18 protein-coding genes are annotated in these 19198 nt (G+C 41.9%); 6 read left to right on the top strand and 12 right to left on the bottom strand.

Annotated features, from left to right (window positions below; all coding sequences use genetic code 11):
• Positions 1-100: 100 nt before the first annotated feature.
• The gene (locus POV27_RS07065) at positions 101-1036 is read left to right on the top strand and encodes a hypothetical protein (protein ID WP_272862044.1); all 936 of its coding nucleotides are present in this window, start codon (positions 101-103) and stop codon (positions 1034-1036) included.
• Positions 1037-1106: 70 nt separating this feature from the next.
• Here POV27_RS07065 and POV27_RS07070 read toward each other — a convergent pair whose 3' ends face one another.
• The 5 genes from POV27_RS07070 to POV27_RS07090 form a co-directional block, all read right to left on the bottom strand.
• Entirely contained in the window at positions 1107-2318 is a 1212-nt protein-coding gene (locus tag POV27_RS07070; RefSeq protein WP_272862045.1) for a Periplasmic ligand-binding sensor domain-containing protein, read from the bottom strand.
• A 235-nt stretch (positions 2319-2553) separates the two neighbouring features.
• Positions 2554-4245, bottom strand: a complete 1692-nt coding sequence (locus POV27_RS07075; protein WP_272862046.1) for a sodium:solute symporter family protein — start codon at positions 4243-4245, stop codon at positions 2554-2556.
• 116 nt (positions 4246-4361) lie between these two features.
• A complete protein-coding gene (locus POV27_RS07080; RefSeq protein ID WP_272862047.1) occupies positions 4362-6866 on the bottom strand; it encodes a PIG-L family deacetylase in 2505 nt (834 codons plus the stop codon).
• 156 nt (positions 6867-7022) lie between these two features.
• On the bottom strand, positions 7023-7529 hold the full coding sequence (locus POV27_RS07085) for a hypothetical protein (protein ID WP_272862048.1): 507 nt from the start codon (positions 7527-7529) through the stop codon (positions 7023-7025).
• A 42-nt stretch (positions 7530-7571) separates the two neighbouring features.
• Positions 7572-9353 (bottom strand): hypothetical protein, encoded by a 1782-nt coding sequence (locus POV27_RS07090; RefSeq protein WP_272862049.1) that lies wholly within the window; start codon positions 9351-9353, stop codon positions 7572-7574.
• Between the two features lie 132 nt (positions 9354-9485).
• On the opposite strand from POV27_RS07090, the gene POV27_RS07095 reads away from it, so the two are divergent.
• The 3 genes from POV27_RS07095 to POV27_RS07105 are packed head-to-tail and all read left to right on the top strand — an operon-like array spanning position 9486 to position 13463.
• Positions 9486-10010: an RNA polymerase sigma factor gene (locus tag POV27_RS07095; RefSeq protein WP_272862050.1), complete on the top strand. Its 525-nt coding sequence runs from the start codon at positions 9486-9488 to the stop codon at positions 10008-10010.
• Between the two features lie 50 nt (positions 10011-10060).
• Positions 10061-10969: a FecR family protein gene (locus tag POV27_RS07100; protein ID WP_272862051.1), complete on the top strand. Its 909-nt coding sequence runs from the start codon at positions 10061-10063 to the stop codon at positions 10967-10969.
• Entirely contained in the window at positions 10959-13463 is a 2505-nt protein-coding gene (locus tag POV27_RS07105; protein ID WP_272862052.1) for a TonB-dependent receptor, read from the top strand. Before POV27_RS07100 ends, POV27_RS07105 begins: the two co-directional genes overlap by 11 nt.
• Position 13464: 1 nt before the next feature.
• Here the strand turns inward: POV27_RS07105 and POV27_RS07110 are convergent, their stop codons facing one another.
• Genes POV27_RS07110 through POV27_RS07140 form a run of 7 tightly spaced genes read right to left on the bottom strand, consistent with a single transcriptional unit; the run spans position 13465 to position 18444 of the window.
• On the bottom strand, positions 13465-14388 hold the full coding sequence (locus POV27_RS07110) for a septum formation inhibitor Maf (protein ID WP_272862053.1): 924 nt from the start codon (positions 14386-14388) through the stop codon (positions 13465-13467).
• A 25-nt stretch (positions 14389-14413) separates the two neighbouring features.
• On the bottom strand, positions 14414-15007 hold the full coding sequence (locus POV27_RS07115) for a Maf family nucleotide pyrophosphatase (protein ID WP_272862054.1): 594 nt from the start codon (positions 15005-15007) through the stop codon (positions 14414-14416).
• 6 nt (positions 15008-15013) lie between these two features.
• Complete coding sequence (locus POV27_RS07120) at positions 15014-15607, bottom strand: GNAT family N-acetyltransferase (protein ID WP_272862055.1); 594 nt, start codon at positions 15605-15607, stop codon at positions 15014-15016.
• On the bottom strand, positions 15604-16524 hold the full coding sequence (locus POV27_RS07125; RefSeq protein ID WP_272862056.1) for a geranylgeranylglycerol-phosphate geranylgeranyltransferase: 921 nt from the start codon (positions 16522-16524) through the stop codon (positions 15604-15606). Before POV27_RS07125 ends, POV27_RS07120 begins: the two co-directional genes overlap by 4 nt.
• An 11-nt stretch (positions 16525-16535) precedes the next feature.
• Positions 16536-17069 carry a KdsC family phosphatase gene (locus POV27_RS07130; RefSeq protein ID WP_272862057.1) on the bottom strand — a complete coding sequence of 178 codons (534 nt, stop codon included), beginning with the start codon at positions 17067-17069 and terminating at the stop codon, positions 16536-16538.
• Positions 17053-17808 (bottom strand): Rossmann-like and DUF2520 domain-containing protein, encoded by a 756-nt coding sequence (locus tag POV27_RS07135; RefSeq protein ID WP_272862058.1) that lies wholly within the window; start codon positions 17806-17808, stop codon positions 17053-17055. The genes POV27_RS07130 and POV27_RS07135 overlap by 17 nt, the downstream gene beginning before the upstream one ends.
• A 27-nt stretch (positions 17809-17835) precedes the next feature.
• Entirely contained in the window at positions 17836-18444 is a 609-nt protein-coding gene (locus POV27_RS07140) for a Crp/Fnr family transcriptional regulator (RefSeq protein WP_272862059.1), read from the bottom strand.
• Positions 18445-18493: 49 nt separating this feature from the next.
• Between POV27_RS07140 and POV27_RS07145 the strand changes: the two genes are divergently transcribed.
• Complete coding sequence (locus tag POV27_RS07145; protein WP_272862060.1) at positions 18494-18787, top strand: hypothetical protein; 294 nt, start codon at positions 18494-18496, stop codon at positions 18785-18787.
• A complete protein-coding gene (locus POV27_RS07150; RefSeq protein WP_272862061.1) occupies positions 18787-19185 on the top strand; it encodes a group III truncated hemoglobin in 399 nt (132 codons plus the stop codon). The genes POV27_RS07145 and POV27_RS07150 overlap by 1 nt, the downstream gene beginning before the upstream one ends.
• Positions 19186-19198 lie beyond the last annotated feature (13 nt).

Raw genomic sequence — 19198 nt, forward strand, 5'->3', positions numbered from 1 at the left:
ATTGAGGACGGCGAAAGCCGTCCTTTTTTTATGAACCAAGAGTAGTATTTCCATAAGGCATGTGGAATTTTTATTAATTTAATTCATTAAAACCAACATTATGGGAAATACAAGACGCTTTTATTTCTTTCTGTTTACCCTTTTGGTAGCACTGGGTTGTTCTACAGATAATGGTGATAATACTAGTGAGGAGGGAATGGAAGAGGTCTTACCTCCAGCTCTAAAAAACACTCAGGTAAATGTATTTGTTGGAGAACCTGTAGATTGGCTTTTGGAGTTAACCGAAGCGGGAAAACCTATGTCTGGCCCCAATTACGATTTTGTATATGACAGCGAGGATCGATTAATTGAAAGTGTAATTATCAACATATCAAATGGTTGGGATTTTTCCGAAACGAGACGTTTCGGTTATGAAAATGGACAGTTGAATTCATTTGCATTTAGCTCTTTTCTTAGTTCGGATGGAATAGCCATAATCCCCGGGGATATTTTAGTAAACGAGAATGTTATTGAGCACCAATTTTTTGAAGGCACCCATATTGTAAGGTATACCTTTTTAGATGAAAGTTTTACCTATTTAACGAAATTGGAGTATTTAGATTTAGACATTAGCAGTGAACCTTATAATTACTTTGAGTTTGAATATGATGATGAGTTTCTCTTAGTGGAATGCAGAGAATACAAAACAAATAATATCGTAGGTGGCGTACCCCTTTGGAGTATATACGAAATTGAATACGACGATAAGATTAACCCCTATCACTATGCCTTTCGCAATTTCCATCCATTCGTATTTGGTTTTTTGAAATTTAGGCAGGACCGCGATGCATTGAACTTATTCGAGCCATATCTGAGGCGAAATATGAGATACAATGTAACCCGTATTACAAGGACCAATCAATTTAGCGGAAGTGTATTCTCTTGGGAGTATGAATTCACCTATAATGACGAGAATTTACCCCTAACCAAAATCCGATCTCTGGATGATGGGACTATTTTCGATGCAGAGACCTACGAATATTACGAAACCCCCTAAAACAACGAGCAAAAAAGGTGAACCGACTCCCAAGGAAGCCGGTCCATGTTGCTAATTGCTCAGTAAAAATTTAACGCAACAAAACCCGTTGAAAGCCTACCTTGTTATCGACACTGGTCACTTTTAGCAAGTAACTTCCCGAAGGAAAGGCCGAAAGGTCTATGCTATTCAACTGATCTCCCTTTAGTGAGGTGAGCTCCTTTCCATCCATGGAATAGAGCTGAATTAGGGTAATAGATACCTTAGCATTAATATTTAGAATGGAGGAGGCAGGATTGGGATATATTGTGAATGATTCTTCCAAGGTTTCGAAAACACCTAAGGTTGGGTTGTACTTACTAACACCGCCCCATGTACCAAACCACATATTGCCTTCGTCGTCTTCAATAATGGCACGAACATGATTTTCTATGAGGCCGTCTGTCGTATCAAGAATGCTCCATTGAGATCCGTCATACACAGAAAGTCCAAAATTGGTGCCGAAATAAAGGTTTCCGATACTGTCCTCACCGATAGCCCGTACGCTGTTTCCCGAAAGACCATCGGCAACGGTAAAGGTAGATATAGAGGTACCGTTGTACCTATCCAGGCCTACATTATCGTAGTTGCCAAACCAAATGTTATCGTTGCTATCTTGGAAGATTACATAAACATCATTAGAAGAGAGACCATCGGCCGTGGTGATGGTGGTAAAAACGGAGGTATCATAAAATACAACACCAACGTCACCAACACCTCCAAACCAGAAATTTCCTTCCCGATCTTGAATCTGAGTGAAATATTGCGCTGCTGGCATTCCCTGGGTCGGGTCTAAAGAAACCCAGTTGTTATTACCATCGTATTTGGTCACGCCTCCAAAATGGCAGAACCATAGGTAATTGTCTTTATCTTCTAAGATGTGATAAATGTTATCGCCAAAGAGGCCATCGATCATGGTATAGGTGGTCCAGTCCGTACCATCAAATTTCGAAAGGCCAGCGTCTATAGATCCAAACCAGTAAGTGCCTTGAGAATCTTGTAACATAGAAAAGATAGCATTACTTACAGCGCCATCATCCGTGCTGAAGGAGTTCCAGTTAGTCCCATCGAATGAGCCAATACCGGCAGAGGTGTCGAACACCCAGTCTCCGAACCAAAAGGTTCCGTCCGAATCTTGGATGATGGAAGAAATGTATCCATCAATTAAACCGTCATTGCTTGTGTAATTGGTCCATGTTTGGGCATGAAGTGTACAGACAAAAAAGAATGCCATACATAAAGGAAAGAATAATGATTTTTTCATGACTTAAAGTTTAATGTTAACTGATTGGTTTTCAGAATTTCAACTCTAAGTTATGCGAGGTGTTTTCGAAAAAAAAGAAGAGATGCCTTCCCTTTATAAATAAGAGAAAGGCCCAAATTTTGGTGCAGGTCGTAATTTGTGAAAGACGTTTTGAGACTTTTGTAAAACTCGAAACTCCTTTAAAATAGGGGAGTCCCAGGAATTACAGCTAGTTAATCTATAAACCCGATCGGAATTATTGCTTACTGTGGGACGTTGAGCTTTGCAATATAGCAGCGATTCCCATAACCAATATACAACCTATGGCATTGAGCCATAAATAGGGTAGGTTGATGAAGTCAATCTTATCCAGATACCAAATTACCACAACGATTATTTGAGTAATGATGGCCGCGATGAAGGTAGCCTGGCTCTTCACAAATTTTATGAAAAAGGCCAATAGGAACACGCCAAGGATATTTCCGTAGAAAATGGAACCGATAATATTCACCAGCTCTATAAGGTTCTCGAACAGATTCGCCACACAAGCCACGAGAATGGCTATGATTCCCCAAAGTAGGGTGAACCACTTGCTCATATTAAGATAATGCTTATCATCCCTGCCCGGTCTATTTCTTTTGTAGAGATCAATGGCTGTAGTAGATCCCAAAGCATTCAATTCACTAGCGGTAGAGGACATGGCGGCGCTTAATATGGCAGCCAAAAGCAGGCCAATAAGGCCAATGGGAAGATTGTTCAGTATAAAATGAATGAATACATAATCCTTATCGTTCGTTTCGGCCTGTGGATTGGCGCTACGAATCAACTCCTTGGCTCTATCGCGAAGGGCAACTTCTTCGGTGTTCAATTCCCTGAGTTGCACGGCCAGAGCTTCCTTGGCACCTTCGTTTGCATCTATAAATTGTAAGTGTAGCGTCTCCTTGTCCTTCTCGAGAATTTCCTTTTCTGCCTGTAAATCCAAGTATTCTGCGGCAAATTCACTGTTAAGTACATCCGCTTCGGCAGCAGGGTTAAAGTTTAAGGGTGAGCTACTGAACTGATAGAACACAAATACCATTATCCCGATGAACAATATGAAAAACTGCATGGGCACCTTAAGCAGTCCGTTCATGATCATTCCCATCTGGCTTTCCCGTACCGATTTTCCAGACAGATAACGTTGTACCTGACTCTGATCGGTACCAAAATAGGATAGCATAAGGAACGTACCACCAATAAGACCTGTCCAGACGGTGTAACGGTTATTCAGGTCGAAAGAGAAGTCCAATACCTTCATTTTATCGTTTACCCCGGCAATTTCTACCGCATTGCCAAACCCAACATCTAAAGGGAGTAAGTTGAGAATGAGTAAAAAAGCAATGAACATTCCACCGAAAATCACGGCCATTTGTTGTTTCTGTGTAATGCTCACGGCCTTGGTACCGCCGCTCACGGTATAGACGACCACCAAAATACCAATGATGACATTAAGATAAATGAGGTTCCATCCCAATACGGCAGAAAGGATGATGGAAGGAGCAAAAATGGTAATTCCTGCAGCCAATCCTCTTTGGATCAAGAAAAATATAGCTGTGAGTGTACGTGTCTTAAGATCGAATCTACTTTCTAGATATTCATAAGCCGTAAAGACTTTGAGTTTGTGGTAAAGCGGAATAAACACTAGGCAGATAATGACCATGGCAATGGGAAGTCCAAAATAGAATTGCACGAATCCCATTCCGCTATGAAAGGCCTGCCCTGGTGTGGAAAGGAAAGTAATCGCACTGGCTTGGGTTGCCATAACACTTAACCCTATCGTCCACCAATTGGCTTGATTTCCTCCTTTTAGATAATCGGCTACGCTTTTATTCCCCCGGGTTTTGTAGATACCAAACCCTACGATAAAGGCAAGGGTACCCAATAAAATGATCCAATCTATGAAGCTCATATATTAGTTATAGCTTTGAGTAATAAGGTAAAAGAGGATAAAATAGAGCAGATTGGCTACTAGCACTATGGTGTAGCTTTTCTTCCATTGCAAAGGTGTTTTGCTTTCTTGCTCCATTATTGTCCTAGGGATAAAAGGTTTGCAAACAATCGATACGCTCCAGAAACACCTGCCGGTAATTCCCTGAAGAAGCTTAATCCAGTGTAAATATAGTGTCCTTTTCCGTGTTTTGCCACCAATAAAGCTCCTTTGGTCTCAGGATAACCTTCATCGTTCATTCCTAACAGCGGCGTAAACTCATCACCCCATTCGTTAGGGAAATACAAGCCACGTTCCTGTACCCAACCTTCAAAATCGAGCTCGGTAATATTATTTGGAGTATTAAATGCGGGGTGCTTGGGCTCCAGAATGGAAACTTCAGAATATTCGTCGGTAACACGGTCACGGGACAATTTTAAATGAAAGGGAGCCAACTTATCGGTCACTAGCCTACGACTGGTATTGTATTGAATAAGTAAGGTTCCGCCATTCGCTACATAATTGTGAATGATGTCTTGTTTAAATTCCAATTCAGGTACCGTATTGTAGGCACGTATTCCTACTACAACGGCATCGAACCCTGCTAGGGATTCTTCAGAAATGGTGGCAGGATCTACTGTGGTTACTTTATATCCAATTTGCTCTAAGCTTTCGGGAATGGCATCTCCAGCCCCCTTAATATATCCAATATTTTCTCCCCTTTTTTCGATGGGAATTCTAGCAACTTTCGCTTGCGAAGGAATCAATACGCTTTGATACGGGATATGATCATAGTCTATGGTAATAAGTTCTTTGGTGTGAAAGGTGTCCCCAATCTGAACCAAAGGCTTAATGTATCCTTCACTTCTGTCCTTGGGTGGGGTTACTTTAAAAATCAGTGTTTGTGTAGCCCCCTTGTTTCCTAAGGAATATCCTTGAGACGCAGGCTCTACAATCCATCCTTTTGGATGCTGAAGGGTGACCGTACCAGAGATATTTTCCCTTCCCGCTTTTAGTTCAACAGGAATTTCACGGGTATCTTCTGAAGAAAAAATCAAAACTTTTTCTGGAATGGAAGAGGTGACAGGAGGAAGTACTTCGAACGGGCGGTACACTTCGCCCTTCACAGGATCGTTGAATTTGTATATAATGTTTTTCGTAATCTGAAGTTGCTTACCTGCAATGGTAAGATTGAAGGTTACGGGGAAATTCGAATCCTGCTCTGGAGTTCCAATCAATTCCTTTTCATCCACCCGATACATGCCTAACGTTCCTTGCTGTTGCAACCAATATGGGGCACTGGTTTCAACAACATTGAACGTGCCTTCCACACTCTCCATGGTTTCTCCCTTATTGTTGGTTAGGGGAGTGGCTACTAACTGACTTGGAAATGAAATTACCGAAGAGCTCACACTATTCAGGCTCACAGGAACATTGGAACGGTTAATAGCTTCTACCGTCACTTTTACATTCCCTTTTGGGGCTACCGTTTGTTGGTCGGCCACTGCTTCTAGGTACAATCCTAAACATTGCTCGATCAGTGCTTTGATCTCTGCCGTTTTAATATCCCGCCAATGAGTATCCTTTAAATTCTTAATGAGCTCATGGGCTTCCATAAGTTGAGGAACACTGGCTGCTGGATTTCGGAAATCGAAGTCCTTTTCCACTTGGTAGAGAATATCGCCAATGGCCTTACCACCTTCCAATCGAGACCAAGAAGTATCGATACCATCAAATACATTGGTTTTGTCCTTTGGGAAATCCCCTTTCAGAAACTCTAAATATTCAATTTGACCACCACGTCTTCCCGTACTTCCAAATCCTTGTGATTTATGCATACTTCGGCTCAAGGAAGCGATCTCCCCGTTAGACAGTCCCAAATCCGCATAATAGCTACCTGTTTCTACTTCCAAAAGGTTTGTCTTGTCTGCTTCGGCAAACTTTTCCCTACTGCCATAGAACCACCAGGAGGTGTTGAATAGCAAACGCTTGGGTTGCCAAGCGCCATACATTTCGGCCGATTCTGGATATTGGCTCGCATCTCCAACCACGTCGAAGGTTTCAAAACTCAACATGGCCGAAGCCGTATGATGTCCATGGGTAGTCCCCGGATTTCTATGATTAAAACGGTTAATGATGATGTCCGGCTTCCATTTTCTAATGGCTCTTACCACATCGCTGGTTACTTCTTTACGGTTCCAAATGGCCAGCGTTTCATCGGGATGTTTAGAATAGCCAAAATCGTTGGCACGTGTAAACAATTGAGTTCCCCCGTCGGTAGCTCGGGCTTGTAGCAACTCTTGGGTTCGTATCACTCCAAGAAGCTCCCTAATTTCTGGCCCCACCAAGTTTTGCCCTCCATCACCCCGGGTAAGGGAGAGGTAAGCGGTACGGGCTTTTACATCATTGGACAGATAGGAAATGAGTCGCGTATTTTCATCATCTGGATGTGCTGCGACATAGAGCGCAGAACCTACGAAATTTAGTTTCTGAAGGTTATGATAAATTTCGGATGCGTTGAGCTTTTCAGGTCGCTGGGCATATAGCTGGAAAGACGCTAAAAGTGTAAGTAAAACGAGGGATCGTAGTTTTTTTTGAGCCACTGTTTTCAAGGTTTAGTTGTGTCTCAAAGATATTGAAATTTGACACCCCTGAAGTCTGCTTTAGTTTTCTTTAACATTAAAAAAACCGCCTTGGCATTCACCGAACCAAGGCGGGTCAGACTTAACCTCTCGTATTAGGGCAGAAAGAAGTCGAGGTTAAATTTTTTCGAAGGTTAAGTAATCGGTTCCTCCATTGCCGCCACTTACATCAATTAGCTCGATTTTATTGTTGGTAATGGAAATGATGTCCCAATCATCGTTAAGGTCTTCGAAGTCGTTCGTGTCCGGAACTGGAAAATGAATGTTGAAGTCATCATCGTCCGTGCTATCGTCACTATCGCTATCCCCGCTTGAGGAGTTGCTGTCATCGTCAACGACAGACCAAGTTCCGTTCATGGTGGTCGTTCCTCTGGTGGCGGTCAACGTTCCGTCGTTATGGAAACGGAAGGTGTATCCACTAAAATCACTGGTCTCATCAGAATCGGTATCCCAGAAGTAGGTGACTTGCCAGTCGCCGCTTTGGGCAATGCTTTTCACTTGGTCTACACTGCTACTGTTATTGTTATTCTGATTATTGGTGTCTGCAGAATCTTCTTTTGAGCATGAGGTTGCCAATCCCACAAAGATTCCTAGTAATAGTATGGCGCTCCATCTTGTTTTCATAGTAATTAGATTAGGCTTTCTATAGTTATTAAAGATTAGGTTTTATTGTTTTTCTAGTATTAATACATCGGTTCCACCGCCACCGCCGCTAACATCTTGTAGTTCGACCATGGTATCGCTTACCGATAGTACATCCCAGTCGTCGTTAAACTCATCGAAAGGGAAATCGGCTCCAAAGTCTAACAGCAAGGTGTTGTCCGCGTTAAGGGCTTCCCAAGTACCGTTGTTAGTGTTCGATCCATTATCGGCAGTCACAGTTCCATCAATATCGAAAGTGATATCATATCCTTCATAGTCTATCGTTTCATCGCTTCCATCATCTGTATACAAGGCTACTTCCCAGATTCCATCGGAAAGGATATCGGCAAGATCCGAATCACCACCTCCGCCATCGAAGGGATCTCTTTCGAAGGTCAGGAAATCGTCTGTACCATCACCACTTACATCTTTTAAGCGGATGATATCCATGGTTACTTCCAGTACATCCCAGTCTTCGGCCAGTTCGTCCAATGGAATTCCGTCGCCGAAATTCAATCCAAGTTCAAGGTCGGTTTCGTCTCCTTCGGCCGTGGTCCAGATACCATCGGTCACATCGATTCCATTGTCTGCAGTGGCCGTTCCATCTTCATCGAAATTGAATACGTAATCGGCAAAATCGGCAGTTTCATCTTCATCGTCGAAGTAGTAGGTGATATACCAGTCTCCAGTAGTGAGGGCGTCTACCAGTGCACCATCATCAGGTCCATCACCTACTTCGTTACAGTCACTTTCGAACCTTAGTCGATCATCGCCCAATCGAAGGTCGAATTTATGCTCATCACCATACACCTCTAGTTCGTGCAGTATCCAAGCATCGTTAAAGTCGGGTAGGTTTGGAATGTTCAATTCTAATATGATTTCGTCAGCAGACTCTTCGGCCTCCCATGTTCCTGAGAAGCTGTCGCTTCCACTTACTACGGTGATCGTTCCATCTTCATTGAAGGTGAAGTCGTATCCTACATACTGATCTTCTAGATCTTCGTCATTTCTTTCCAATTTATCAACCGTCCATTCGTCACATCCTGTAATGAAATCTTCTAATTCGTCTACGGTACAATCTTCGCAGTCGTCATCATCGGGATCGTTATCATCGTCTTCATCACAGTCATCGGCAGCTTCTTCAATCACATTTTCCAGTTCTTCAAAATCATTGATGGCTTGTGTACTTCCGTCAGAAAAGATTACGGTTATTGGGAATTGAAATACAATAATGAGGTCCTCGTCAATATCATCTACAAAATCGAACAATTCTTCATCGTTGTTGAACACAACAGTATCTACTTGCTCGTTGTTTTGGTCGAAGATATTTGCAGTAATGGGGTATTGGAAATCGATACACTCGATATCGTCATCGGGAGAATTGTCCGGTCCGCACTGCAGAGCAGCTGCATTGAGTTCGGCTTGGCTATTAATTATGGTAGGATCGTAATTCTCGTCTATAATGGTAATGGGGAAATTAATTTCCAGCGTATCTACATCGTCTGGAAACTCATCGAAAATGGCTTCTACTTGGTCCACATCATTTTCGGTAGTAATAATAACTTCAATTCCGTTCGCAATTACGGTCACTGGAAGTTGAATATCGAAACAGCTCCCTCCGTCGATAATATTATCGTAGGAACCGTCATTGGTAACAGTGTTCTGAATTAATGTTTTTACATTGGCATTGGCACCTAGTACTTGATTGGAGTCCTCTTGTACGAATTGCGTTTCTTCGCTTCTACAAGAAAATAGTAATGCTGCGCAAAGAAATAGCAGGGAGGATTTTTTTAAAATTGATTTCATAGCTTGAGTATAGATTGTCATTTTTGCTAGATTTACTACTAAAACAACTCAATAATAAAAACTCCTGAAAATTTTTTTGATTTTTTTATTTACTAACTTTCACCCATAAAAAACTAACAACCACGACGACCCTTGGCTAAGAACCTAAACGAAGACATTTGCCGCGAAAGCGTCTTCTCTAAAGTATATGAGAAGTACTCCAGAGACGTCCACGATTTCCTATATTATAAATATGGAGAACAGCTTAACCCTAGCGATAAGGCACAGGAGGCGTTCATTAAACTATGGGAGAATTGTGCGAAGGTGACTTGGGAGTCGGCAAAGTCCTTTTTATTTACTGTAGCCAATAATATGATGTTGAATGAAATAAAGCATCAAAAAGTGGTGCTACGACATAGACAGTTAAAACCCAAGGAATTTACAAGCGAGGATCCGGAACACGTACTAAGGCAAAAAGAATTCCTCGCACAATACGAAACAGCACTTTCCAAATTGACAGAAGATCAACGTGTAGCTTTTACCTTAAACAAGATTGAAGGAAAAAAGCACAGCGAAATAGCCGAACTTTTAGGAGTAACCCAAAAAGTGGTGGAATACCGTATTTACAGTGCTTTCAACAAACTGAAAAGCGAGTTAAAGGGAATAAAATTAAAATAGTTCAGGAGTTTTGGGAGCTTGGTTGTTATATAGGTAATAAAAGCATTTTTATGGACAAAGACTACATCATAGAAAAATGGCTGAGAGACGATCTCACGCCCGAAGAACGCAAGGCGTTCGAGGCGTTAGACGATTTCGATCTCAATACGGCCATTGTTGAAAATGCCAAACACTTTAAAGCTTCTCATTTTTCGGAACCAGCGGATTATGAAACCTTTAAAAAGAGATTGCCTTCAAAAAAATCCAGTGGCAAAGTACGCTTCATGACTCCTTTTATGCGTATAGCCGCTATGTTGGTGGTTGGACTCGGGATTTATTTTCTGTTCTTCTTCAACAATCTGAATACGGTGAGCACATTGGCATCTGAAAAGACCACGATCCAATTACCCGATAATTCTGAAGTGGTACTCAACGCGCTTTCTTCCTTAAGTTATAGTGAAAACCGTTGGGATCGTAAACGTGAAGTTTCCTTGAATGGTGAAGCCTATTTTAAGGTAGCCAAGGGAAAAGTATTCGACGTACTTACCGAAGATGGAACGGTAACCGTTGTGGGTACAGAGTTTAATGTAAAACAACGGGACGACTACTTTGAAGTAAAGTGTTATGAAGGGATCGTACGTGTAAGCGCTGGCGAAACCATGAAAGAACTTACAGCTGGTGATTCTTTCCGATTGTTGAATGGTAGCCCTACCTTCTTTGAAACTACCTACCAACTTCCACAATGGACTAAAAATGTAAGTAGCTTTAAAGCTGTTCCTTTTAGTGAGGTTGTTGAAGAATTGGAAAGACAATACAATGTGACCGTTGTCATATCTGTTCCCAATTTTAATCCTGAATTTACCGGCGGATTTGTGCATGATAATTTAGAGAATGCGCTAAAATCCATTACGCAACCGTTAGAATTAACCTACAGCATCGAATCGAATAACACCGTGAGGCTGGAAAAAAGTGAACAGTAACAAGTCAGGCTTAGTTTTAATTTTCTTATTGTGGGCAGGATGTTTTTGGGGTTGGACCCAAGAGGCCAAGCCATTGGTGCAGGCATTGACGCAACTGGAAAACCGCTATAATTGTACCTTCAATTATGCTGAACGTACTGTAGCCGATGTCTTTGTAGAAATTCCCAGTGCCGAACTTTCCTTGGAACAGGCAGTGTCTTCTTTGGCAGACCAGACAGGCTTTGTTTTCGAAGTCCTTGAGAACAATTTCGTTTCCATTAAACGAAACGCCGAACTTTCCCTTTGCGGTTATATTTTGGATAAGGATACCTTAGAACCTCTGGAAGGAGCTACCATTCAAATAGAAGGCGCTTCTACTATCACCGATGGAAATGGCTATTTCAAGATAGAAGTACGCCATTCGGGTGTTTCTGTCACCGTTCGTTATTTGGGGTATAGGACCTTAGAACGGAATTATAAATACTTCAAGACAAATACATGCGATGCCATTTATCTCATTCCCAAAACAGAACAGCTATCCCAAGTTATTCTTTCCAACTATTTGGTGAATGGGATCGATAAGTTAAATACAGGAGATTTTCAGATCGATGTAGAAAAGTTCGGCTTACTACCCGGTCTTATAGAACCCGATGTATTACAGGCCGTACAGTCTTTTCCGGGGATTCAAAGTATCAACGAAACAGTGTCCAATATCAACATCCGTGGAGGAACCCACGACCAGAACCTCATTCTGTGGGATGATATTAAAATGTATAAAACAGGGCATTTCTTTGGGCTTATTTCCGCTTTCAATCCTCAAATTACCCAGAAGGTTGCCTTGCGTAAAAATGGAACGCCAGCGGCCTATTCCGATGGGGTTTCAGGGACCATAGCCATGCAGACGGAGGAAGAAGTAAACCCCCGATGGAAAGGAAATCTAGGAGCCAATTTAATTGATGTGAGTGGTTTTCTGGATATGCCTTTGGGGAATAAGTCATCCCTTCAAATAGCGGGGCGTAAATCGATAAGCGACTTGTGGAAAACTCCAACCTATGAGGCCTATTTTGATCGTATCTCCCAAAACACCGAGGTATCGAACAATGCGGAATCGGTTGTGAATACAGATCAGACCTTCGACTTTTACGATGTTTCCCTGCGATGGTTGTATCGCATTAGCGACAAGGATCGATTACGACTTAATTTCATTCTCATGGATAATCAATTGGCGTTCGATGAAAATGCCGTGATTTCTGGGATCGATGCCACGCGACGTAGTAGTGTAAGTCAGAACAATTTTGCTGGCGGGTTGTTTTATGAACGTCAATGGAATGATGATTTTACCACCACCTTTCAGATTTATGAAAGTGATTATAAGCTCCAGGCCATCAATGCCAATTTATTACTCAACCAGCGTTTTCTGCAGGAAAACAAAGTATCCGAAACAGGAGCCCGATTAAAAGGAACCTATACCTTGAATGACCGCTGGACCGGACATTTGGGGTATCAGATCATTGAGACCAAGGTTACCAACTTGGATGATGTAGATCTTCCTTTGTTTCGTTCCCTTGTTGCCGAGGTAGTGCGCTCGCATAGCGGATTTGCACAAGGGGATTACAGTTCTAAAGATGAGAATACCCGACTGCAAATTGGTTTTCGGTACAATTATTTGGATAAGTTTGAAAAGAGCGTGTACGAACCTCGATTTACACTTACACAGAAGTTTGCCGAGTATTTCAGTGTGGAATTGTTAGGGGAGATGAAACATCAGGTAGCTTCCCAAATCATCAACTTCCAGAATGACTTTTTGGGGGTGGAAAAGCGTCGTTGGCAATTGGCAAATGACAAGGATATTCCCGTGTTAGAAAGTAAACAAGCTGCCTTAGGCTTCAACTTTTCGAGAAAAGGCTGGCTATTGAGTGCCGAAGGATATTACAAACAGGTGGATGGAATTACAACACAGAGCCAAGGGTTTCAAGACCAATATGAGTTTATTAAATCGGCAGGGAGCTATGAAGTAGTGGGATTGGATTTCTTATTTCGGAAACGGTTGAAAAACGCTAATTTCTGGATGAGCTATTCGTATATGGATAACACCTATACCTTCGAGAACTTACAGGCGGATTCCTTCCCCAGTAACTTGGACATTACCCATGCGGTGAATGGCGGTGCCAGTTATACCTATAGGGATTTTGAGATTTCTACGGGAATAAATTGGAGGACGGGAAAACCCACAACGGAGCCTATAATGGGAAATGAAGTGGTTAATGAGGCTATTAATTACGCCGCTTCCAATACTGAGCGACTGGAAGATTATCTACGTTGGGATGCCTCGGTCATGTACGATCTCAAATTTGAAAAGACCCGATGGCAATTTGGGGTTTCCGTTTGGAATTTATTGGACAAGAACAACGAGATTAACCGTTATTACCGAGTAGACGAAGTGGATCAAGCACAACAGTTTCGTCAAACCTCATTAGGGATTACTACGAATGCTGCGATACGTTGTTATTTCTAGGTTATAGTCCTAAGGAATCCCTTAAGAACTCATACTTATTTGAATTTTGTCCCCAATAGGCCGATTTAATTTGCTTTAGTTTTTTTGCCGTAGTGGTTAATCCATTCGGGTGGGTTTCTTCCCAACCTTCGATGGTGTAAGGGAATGCACTTTTGAATTGAATGGAAAGCTCTCGGTTTAATTTGGGATAGGCGAGGGTATACGTAGAAATTCCATCACTTTCCGATAACGTTCCACTTACTTCTGCAGGGGCCAATGTTTTGTGGCTCATTCGCCCAAACTCCAAACTAGGAATCATTTCAAAAGTTCCCGTAGGAAGCTCTGTTGGATTGATACGGATTCGATTCCAAATTTCGTTTTCCAACCAAACTTCGGGTAATTTTCTATTCTGATCTGCTTCACCTTCAAAGTAGGAATGTCCCTGTAATTCGTATCCATCGCGATTATTCAGCTGCACATACACATGACCACACCACTCCTGCATGGAATGGGAAATTTTCAGGGCATGTCGCTGTTCGGAAACTGGGGTGAATGAACTCGTCATCACGGAATAAGGATAAATTCCAGTCAAGTATTTTTTGGTGTTATTCAGTTTTAGAACAGGGATGTTGTTTGACGATGGGCGATCTGCTTTCACCTGTACTTCGGGCAAAAAATCTTCGGTTACAAATATATTTACCGAAGTACCTTCCCGTAATTCCCCATAACGCTCCTGGGAAAGTTTGTAAGAGGTGATCTCTGCATTTCCTGCATACCAATAGTCCTTAAATTCTTGGGATAAGTTTCTGGGGGTAACCGAGGTACTTTCGGAAGTGGAAACCACACTCGATAATGCTAATGTATTATCTTCTTTCTGGGTGTCTCCACAAGAAAAAAGAAGGAGGGTCGATAAAAATAGTACGGAAATTTTGGCGGCACTTTTCATAACGGAATATTTTCCTAAAGGTACGCTATATGCCGTTATCGGCAATCTCCATTAACGTTTTGTAAACAAGGCGAGTGGGCAGTCCCATGACATTGAAAAAACAACCGTCAAGCTTTTCGATTCCAATATAACCCAGCCAATCCTGAATGCCATAACTTCCTGCTTTGTCGTAGGGTTGACAGGTTTCTAGATAATACTCGATTTCGGCATCGGTGAGTTCCTTAAACCATACCTGTGTACGATCGTTTACAGTCTTTTGAAAGTGCTTTCCCGTAAAACAAACAGAGGTATATACCTCATGGGGCGCTCCACTAAGCCCTCGTAACATCCGTTTGGCATCCGCCTTATCCTTGGGTTTACCAATGGCTATGTTATCTTTCCAAACAATGGTATCGCTGGTTACCAGAATATCTCTTTCCCCAATATCCTGAAATATCGAAGCCTTCAGTTGGGCCAAATAATCGGTGATTTCACTAGCCTTAAGGGTTTCTGGATACACTTCATCCACTTCCCGAACGTCTATGGTAAAGTCTACATCCAATAATTTAAAAAAGTTCTGCCGTCTGGGAGATCCAGAAGCCAGAACCACGCTATACGCTTTCAACTTTTCTCTTAGCATAAATGCCTAGGTTAATTTGTTTTGTAGTTCTTGTTTTATGTTGTTGTACCATTCTTCTTTGAGGATGCTCAATACAATACTGCTCCTACGTCCCTCCGGTGCGGTGCAGTTGTTCCTCAAGATACCCTCTACCGTGCAACCAATACTTTTCATAGCCGCAATACTTCGTGCATTGTTGGCATCGGCCCGGAATTCTACCCGTTCGGCATTCAAGGTTTCAAAAGCGAATTCCAGCATCAGGTATTTACAGTGTTTGTTGAGTCCCGTTCCCTGAAACTCCTTTCCATACCAAGTATATCCCAATTGAAGGGTCTTATGATACGGTTGAATGTCATAAAAACGGGTACTCCCAGCATAACGCTGGGTTTTCTTATCGAATACAATAAAAGGGTAGGAGTCACCCATCTTCCACTTCTCGAAGGCGAAATCCATATAGCTCCGAAAGTTTTCCTCTCCCGAGCCCGACACCAGAGAATAGTTCCATAATTCGGGCTCCTGCGTTGAAAACGGCAGTAAAAGTGCTATATCGTCTGTTCCAAGCGGTCTAAGGAGGACCCGATCGTTTTCAAGGGTATAGGTTTGGGTAGTATCGAAAATCATAGGGACATGAGGTATTTTGCAAATAGGGGAAGGGAACATACCCCTAATAACATGATGATTTTAAGTAATAGCGATAGCAATGAGAAGTCCTTTTTGTTTTCGGCATTCCAAGCTTTGATACAGAAAAATAAAAGCGGCGCAGCAATGAGAAAAACAAAATAGAACGACAACCACATATCATTGTACAAACGGATATAGGTAAACCAAAGGATGCTTACCATGGCAAGTACACCCATAGCAAACACCGCATTTACCGTTCGGGCCCGTCCCAAAACGATCGGTAGGGAATTCCTGCCACCGTTTTTATCCCCGTCAATATCTTGAAGATCCTTTACGATTTCTCGCATAAGGTTAATGAAGAAAGCGAAGCCCGCATAGAAAAGGATGACTTTGGAAGCCTTGACCTGTAATGGTGAAACGGAGTCCGTTATGGCCGGGTAGATGTCGAATAGGATTAGCACAATTAAACTCATTGCTACGAGAATGGAAACAAGTACATTTCCCACCAAAAGCATCGATTTAATGTGGGTGGCGTAAATATATAGCAGGGCAGAAATGATAATAAAAATTGCCGTTAATCCTGCGTGGTCTATGGTATTGGCCAGATAAAATCCCAATCCAACGCCAATGACATTCAAAATAATATAGTAGTTATAAGCGGTTTTTTCGGAAATGAGTCGCCATACGATCATTTTCTCGGGCTTGTTGATTCGGTCTACAGCTTCATCAAAAATATCATTGACCACATTACCCGCACCAGCAATAATAATGGTAATAATGACTAAGAGTGCAAATTGAAGGTTGTTAAGCGTGGTTTCGACCCCCCATGTATCGAATAGCGCAAATTTAATGAGACATTGCACCAGTACAATGAGCAATAAATTGACGGGTCTAAGAAGTTTTATATAAGGAAGCATGTAGCAATTATCTAGTCGTAATTGGCACTGGCATTACCGTTGCTTATCCATTTCCCTTGTACCTTAAGCACTTGCTCCACGATATCGCGAACGGCTCCTTGGCCTCCTTTTTTATGGGAAATGTATTTGGAAATGGCTTTAATCTCTGGAACCGCATCTTGTGGACAACAAGGAAGCCCTACCATCTTCATTGCACCCAAATCGGGGATATCATCGCCCATATAGATAACGTTCTCGGGTTTAATGCCGTTTTCGGAAAAGTAGTTGGTAAGCAACTCAATCTTTTGCTTGGCACCCAAATGAATATCGGTTATTCCCAATCCTTCCAATCGCTTGCGTACTCCTTCGTTGGTGCCACCGCTAATAATACAGATGTTATAATCATGGTCCGTCGCGGTTTTAAGCGCAAACCCATCCTTTACATTCATACTACGGAAGAGTTCCCCTTCGGTATTGATGATGATGGAACCATCTGTCAATACGCCATCTACATCGAAAATGAATGTGGTAATATGTTGTAAATACTCTTTATAGCTTTTTTCCATGTGTTTTTGAAATGGATTTGGTAAGTGATCTGTATAATTTTCGATACTCCCTATCTTCCATTAACTCCAAATGCTTGTTAATGGTCTTTCTATCCTTTCTTTTGGCGGGACCCGTTTGGGCTTCAAAAGGGGAGAGGGTCTGTACCTTTATGGCAGTTTCTTTAATCAGAGGTTTTAAGAGATCGAAATCAATGTCATTCTTCTTCAAATAACTATCGGAAAGATGATACAGATGATTGGTGAAATTGTTCACAAAAACGGCCGCCAAATGCAGTCGGGTCCTTTTTTCAGAATCGATCTGTACTACTTTATCCGAAATGAGCTCTCCCAAGGACATGATGAGCTCTAAATCTTCCTCATACACTGCTTCACAACAAATAGGAATTTCCTTGAAGTTTACTTCATGGTCTTTCGAAAATGTTTGCAGTGGATAAAAGATCCCTTTGCGGTTTTCTTCCGAAAGCATTTCCATGGAAACACTGCCCGACGTATGCACCACCAACCGATTGGAAAATGGCAGTTGTTCCGAAAAGTCGGAAATGATATCGTCTGGGACGGCCAAAATATAAAGATCGGCCTCGGTAAGGTCTTGTAATGAATTTGTTATGGGTGTATCGTCAAGATCGAGCTGTTCCTTTCTGGAATATACCTGAACCACACTGGCACCACTTACTTCTTCGAAAGCCTGAAACAGGTGCTGCCCTACATTTCCAAAACCGATAATAACTACAGAGGTCATAAAGCGAAGTTAGCGTTTTAATAGGATTTAACGATAGATTTTTCGGTTGATGATTTCGATTTCCCCTTGCGATTCCAATTGTTTGAAAGCGCGAATCACGGTTTCTACCCTGAGTCCAGTAAGATTGGCTATTTGCTGGCGGGTAAGATCCACTTCGTAGGTGTTATCATTTCCATATTTTGCTTTCATGAAATCTACTAAGGTTAGAATTCTATGTTCGGGGGAATGGATGGAAATTTCTTTCAGGATCATCGCTTTGTAGCTAAGTCGTCGCGACAACAGCCCCATGAATTGCAATTGTAACTCAAAATGGTCCTTCAGCAATTGTAGAAATCGATCCTTGGGCAACACAAAAATCGAACTCTTTTTGGTGGCTACAGCCGATGCTGGATAGGGAAAATCCCCAAACAATGGGGGTTCTGCAAAACTTTCGCCATCGTAAAACTCCCCTTGCACAAACTCCTTCCCATTCTCGTGCAGGTTGAACATACGTATACTTCCGTGCTGTATTTGATAATAGTTTCGGGCTTCGGTGTTGCTCGAAAAAATCAGGTCTTTATCCCCAAAAGAATGGAGTTGGGCTCCGTAGCTTGAGAGTATATCTTCCGAAATAATGGGGTTTATGATTTCACTCATAAAATCGAGGAAGGGTTGTGCGATTACTTTGCACAAAAATACGCAAATCATGAAGATTGTCTCGCTCATCTCGAAATTAGAAAAGGAATACAGTCACAACTATTATATGTACATTCCGCTCACTATTATCTTGCAAAGTTGCTTAGGATCCATAGCCGCCATGTATATTCTGTATCAGGGAACTACTTGGGTTGCCGGCTTGGAACTCACTATATGTACCGTACTCTGTATGGGGTATAACGCCGCGATTTTAGCCCAAGCCAATAGAACCTTTGGTTTTTGGCTGCTAATGACCAGTTTGTTACTGAATAGCCTATTAATAATGATTAATTTAGTGGTGTGATGAAAGAAATAACCTCGAGGGAAGATATTTCAATGTTGGTACGAACCTTTTACGGAAAGGTACAGGAAGACGATTTGTTAGGCCCTATTTTCAATTCGGTAATCGAAGATTGGGAAGAACATTACGAACGCCTGACGGATTTTTGGCAGACCAATTTGTTTTTTGAAAAGAAGTACAAGGGAAACCCCATGCAGCGCCATGTGGAGGTAGATGCAGCCCATGACGATTCCATAAGCGAAATGCACTTTGGAGTATGGTTGAACCTTTGGTTTCAGACGGTAGATGAATTGTTTGAAGGAGAAACGGCGCAAATTGCCAAGAATCGGGCTCGAAACATGGGAACTTTTATCCACCTGAAGATATTTGAAGCTAGAACAAAGCGTAATTTGCAATCTTAATACTTCTTAACAC

Origin of the sequence: Aureisphaera galaxeae (assembly GCF_028561275.1) — a bacterium.
Lineage (GTDB): Bacteria > Bacteroidota > Bacteroidia > Flavobacteriales > Flavobacteriaceae > Aureisphaera > Aureisphaera galaxeae.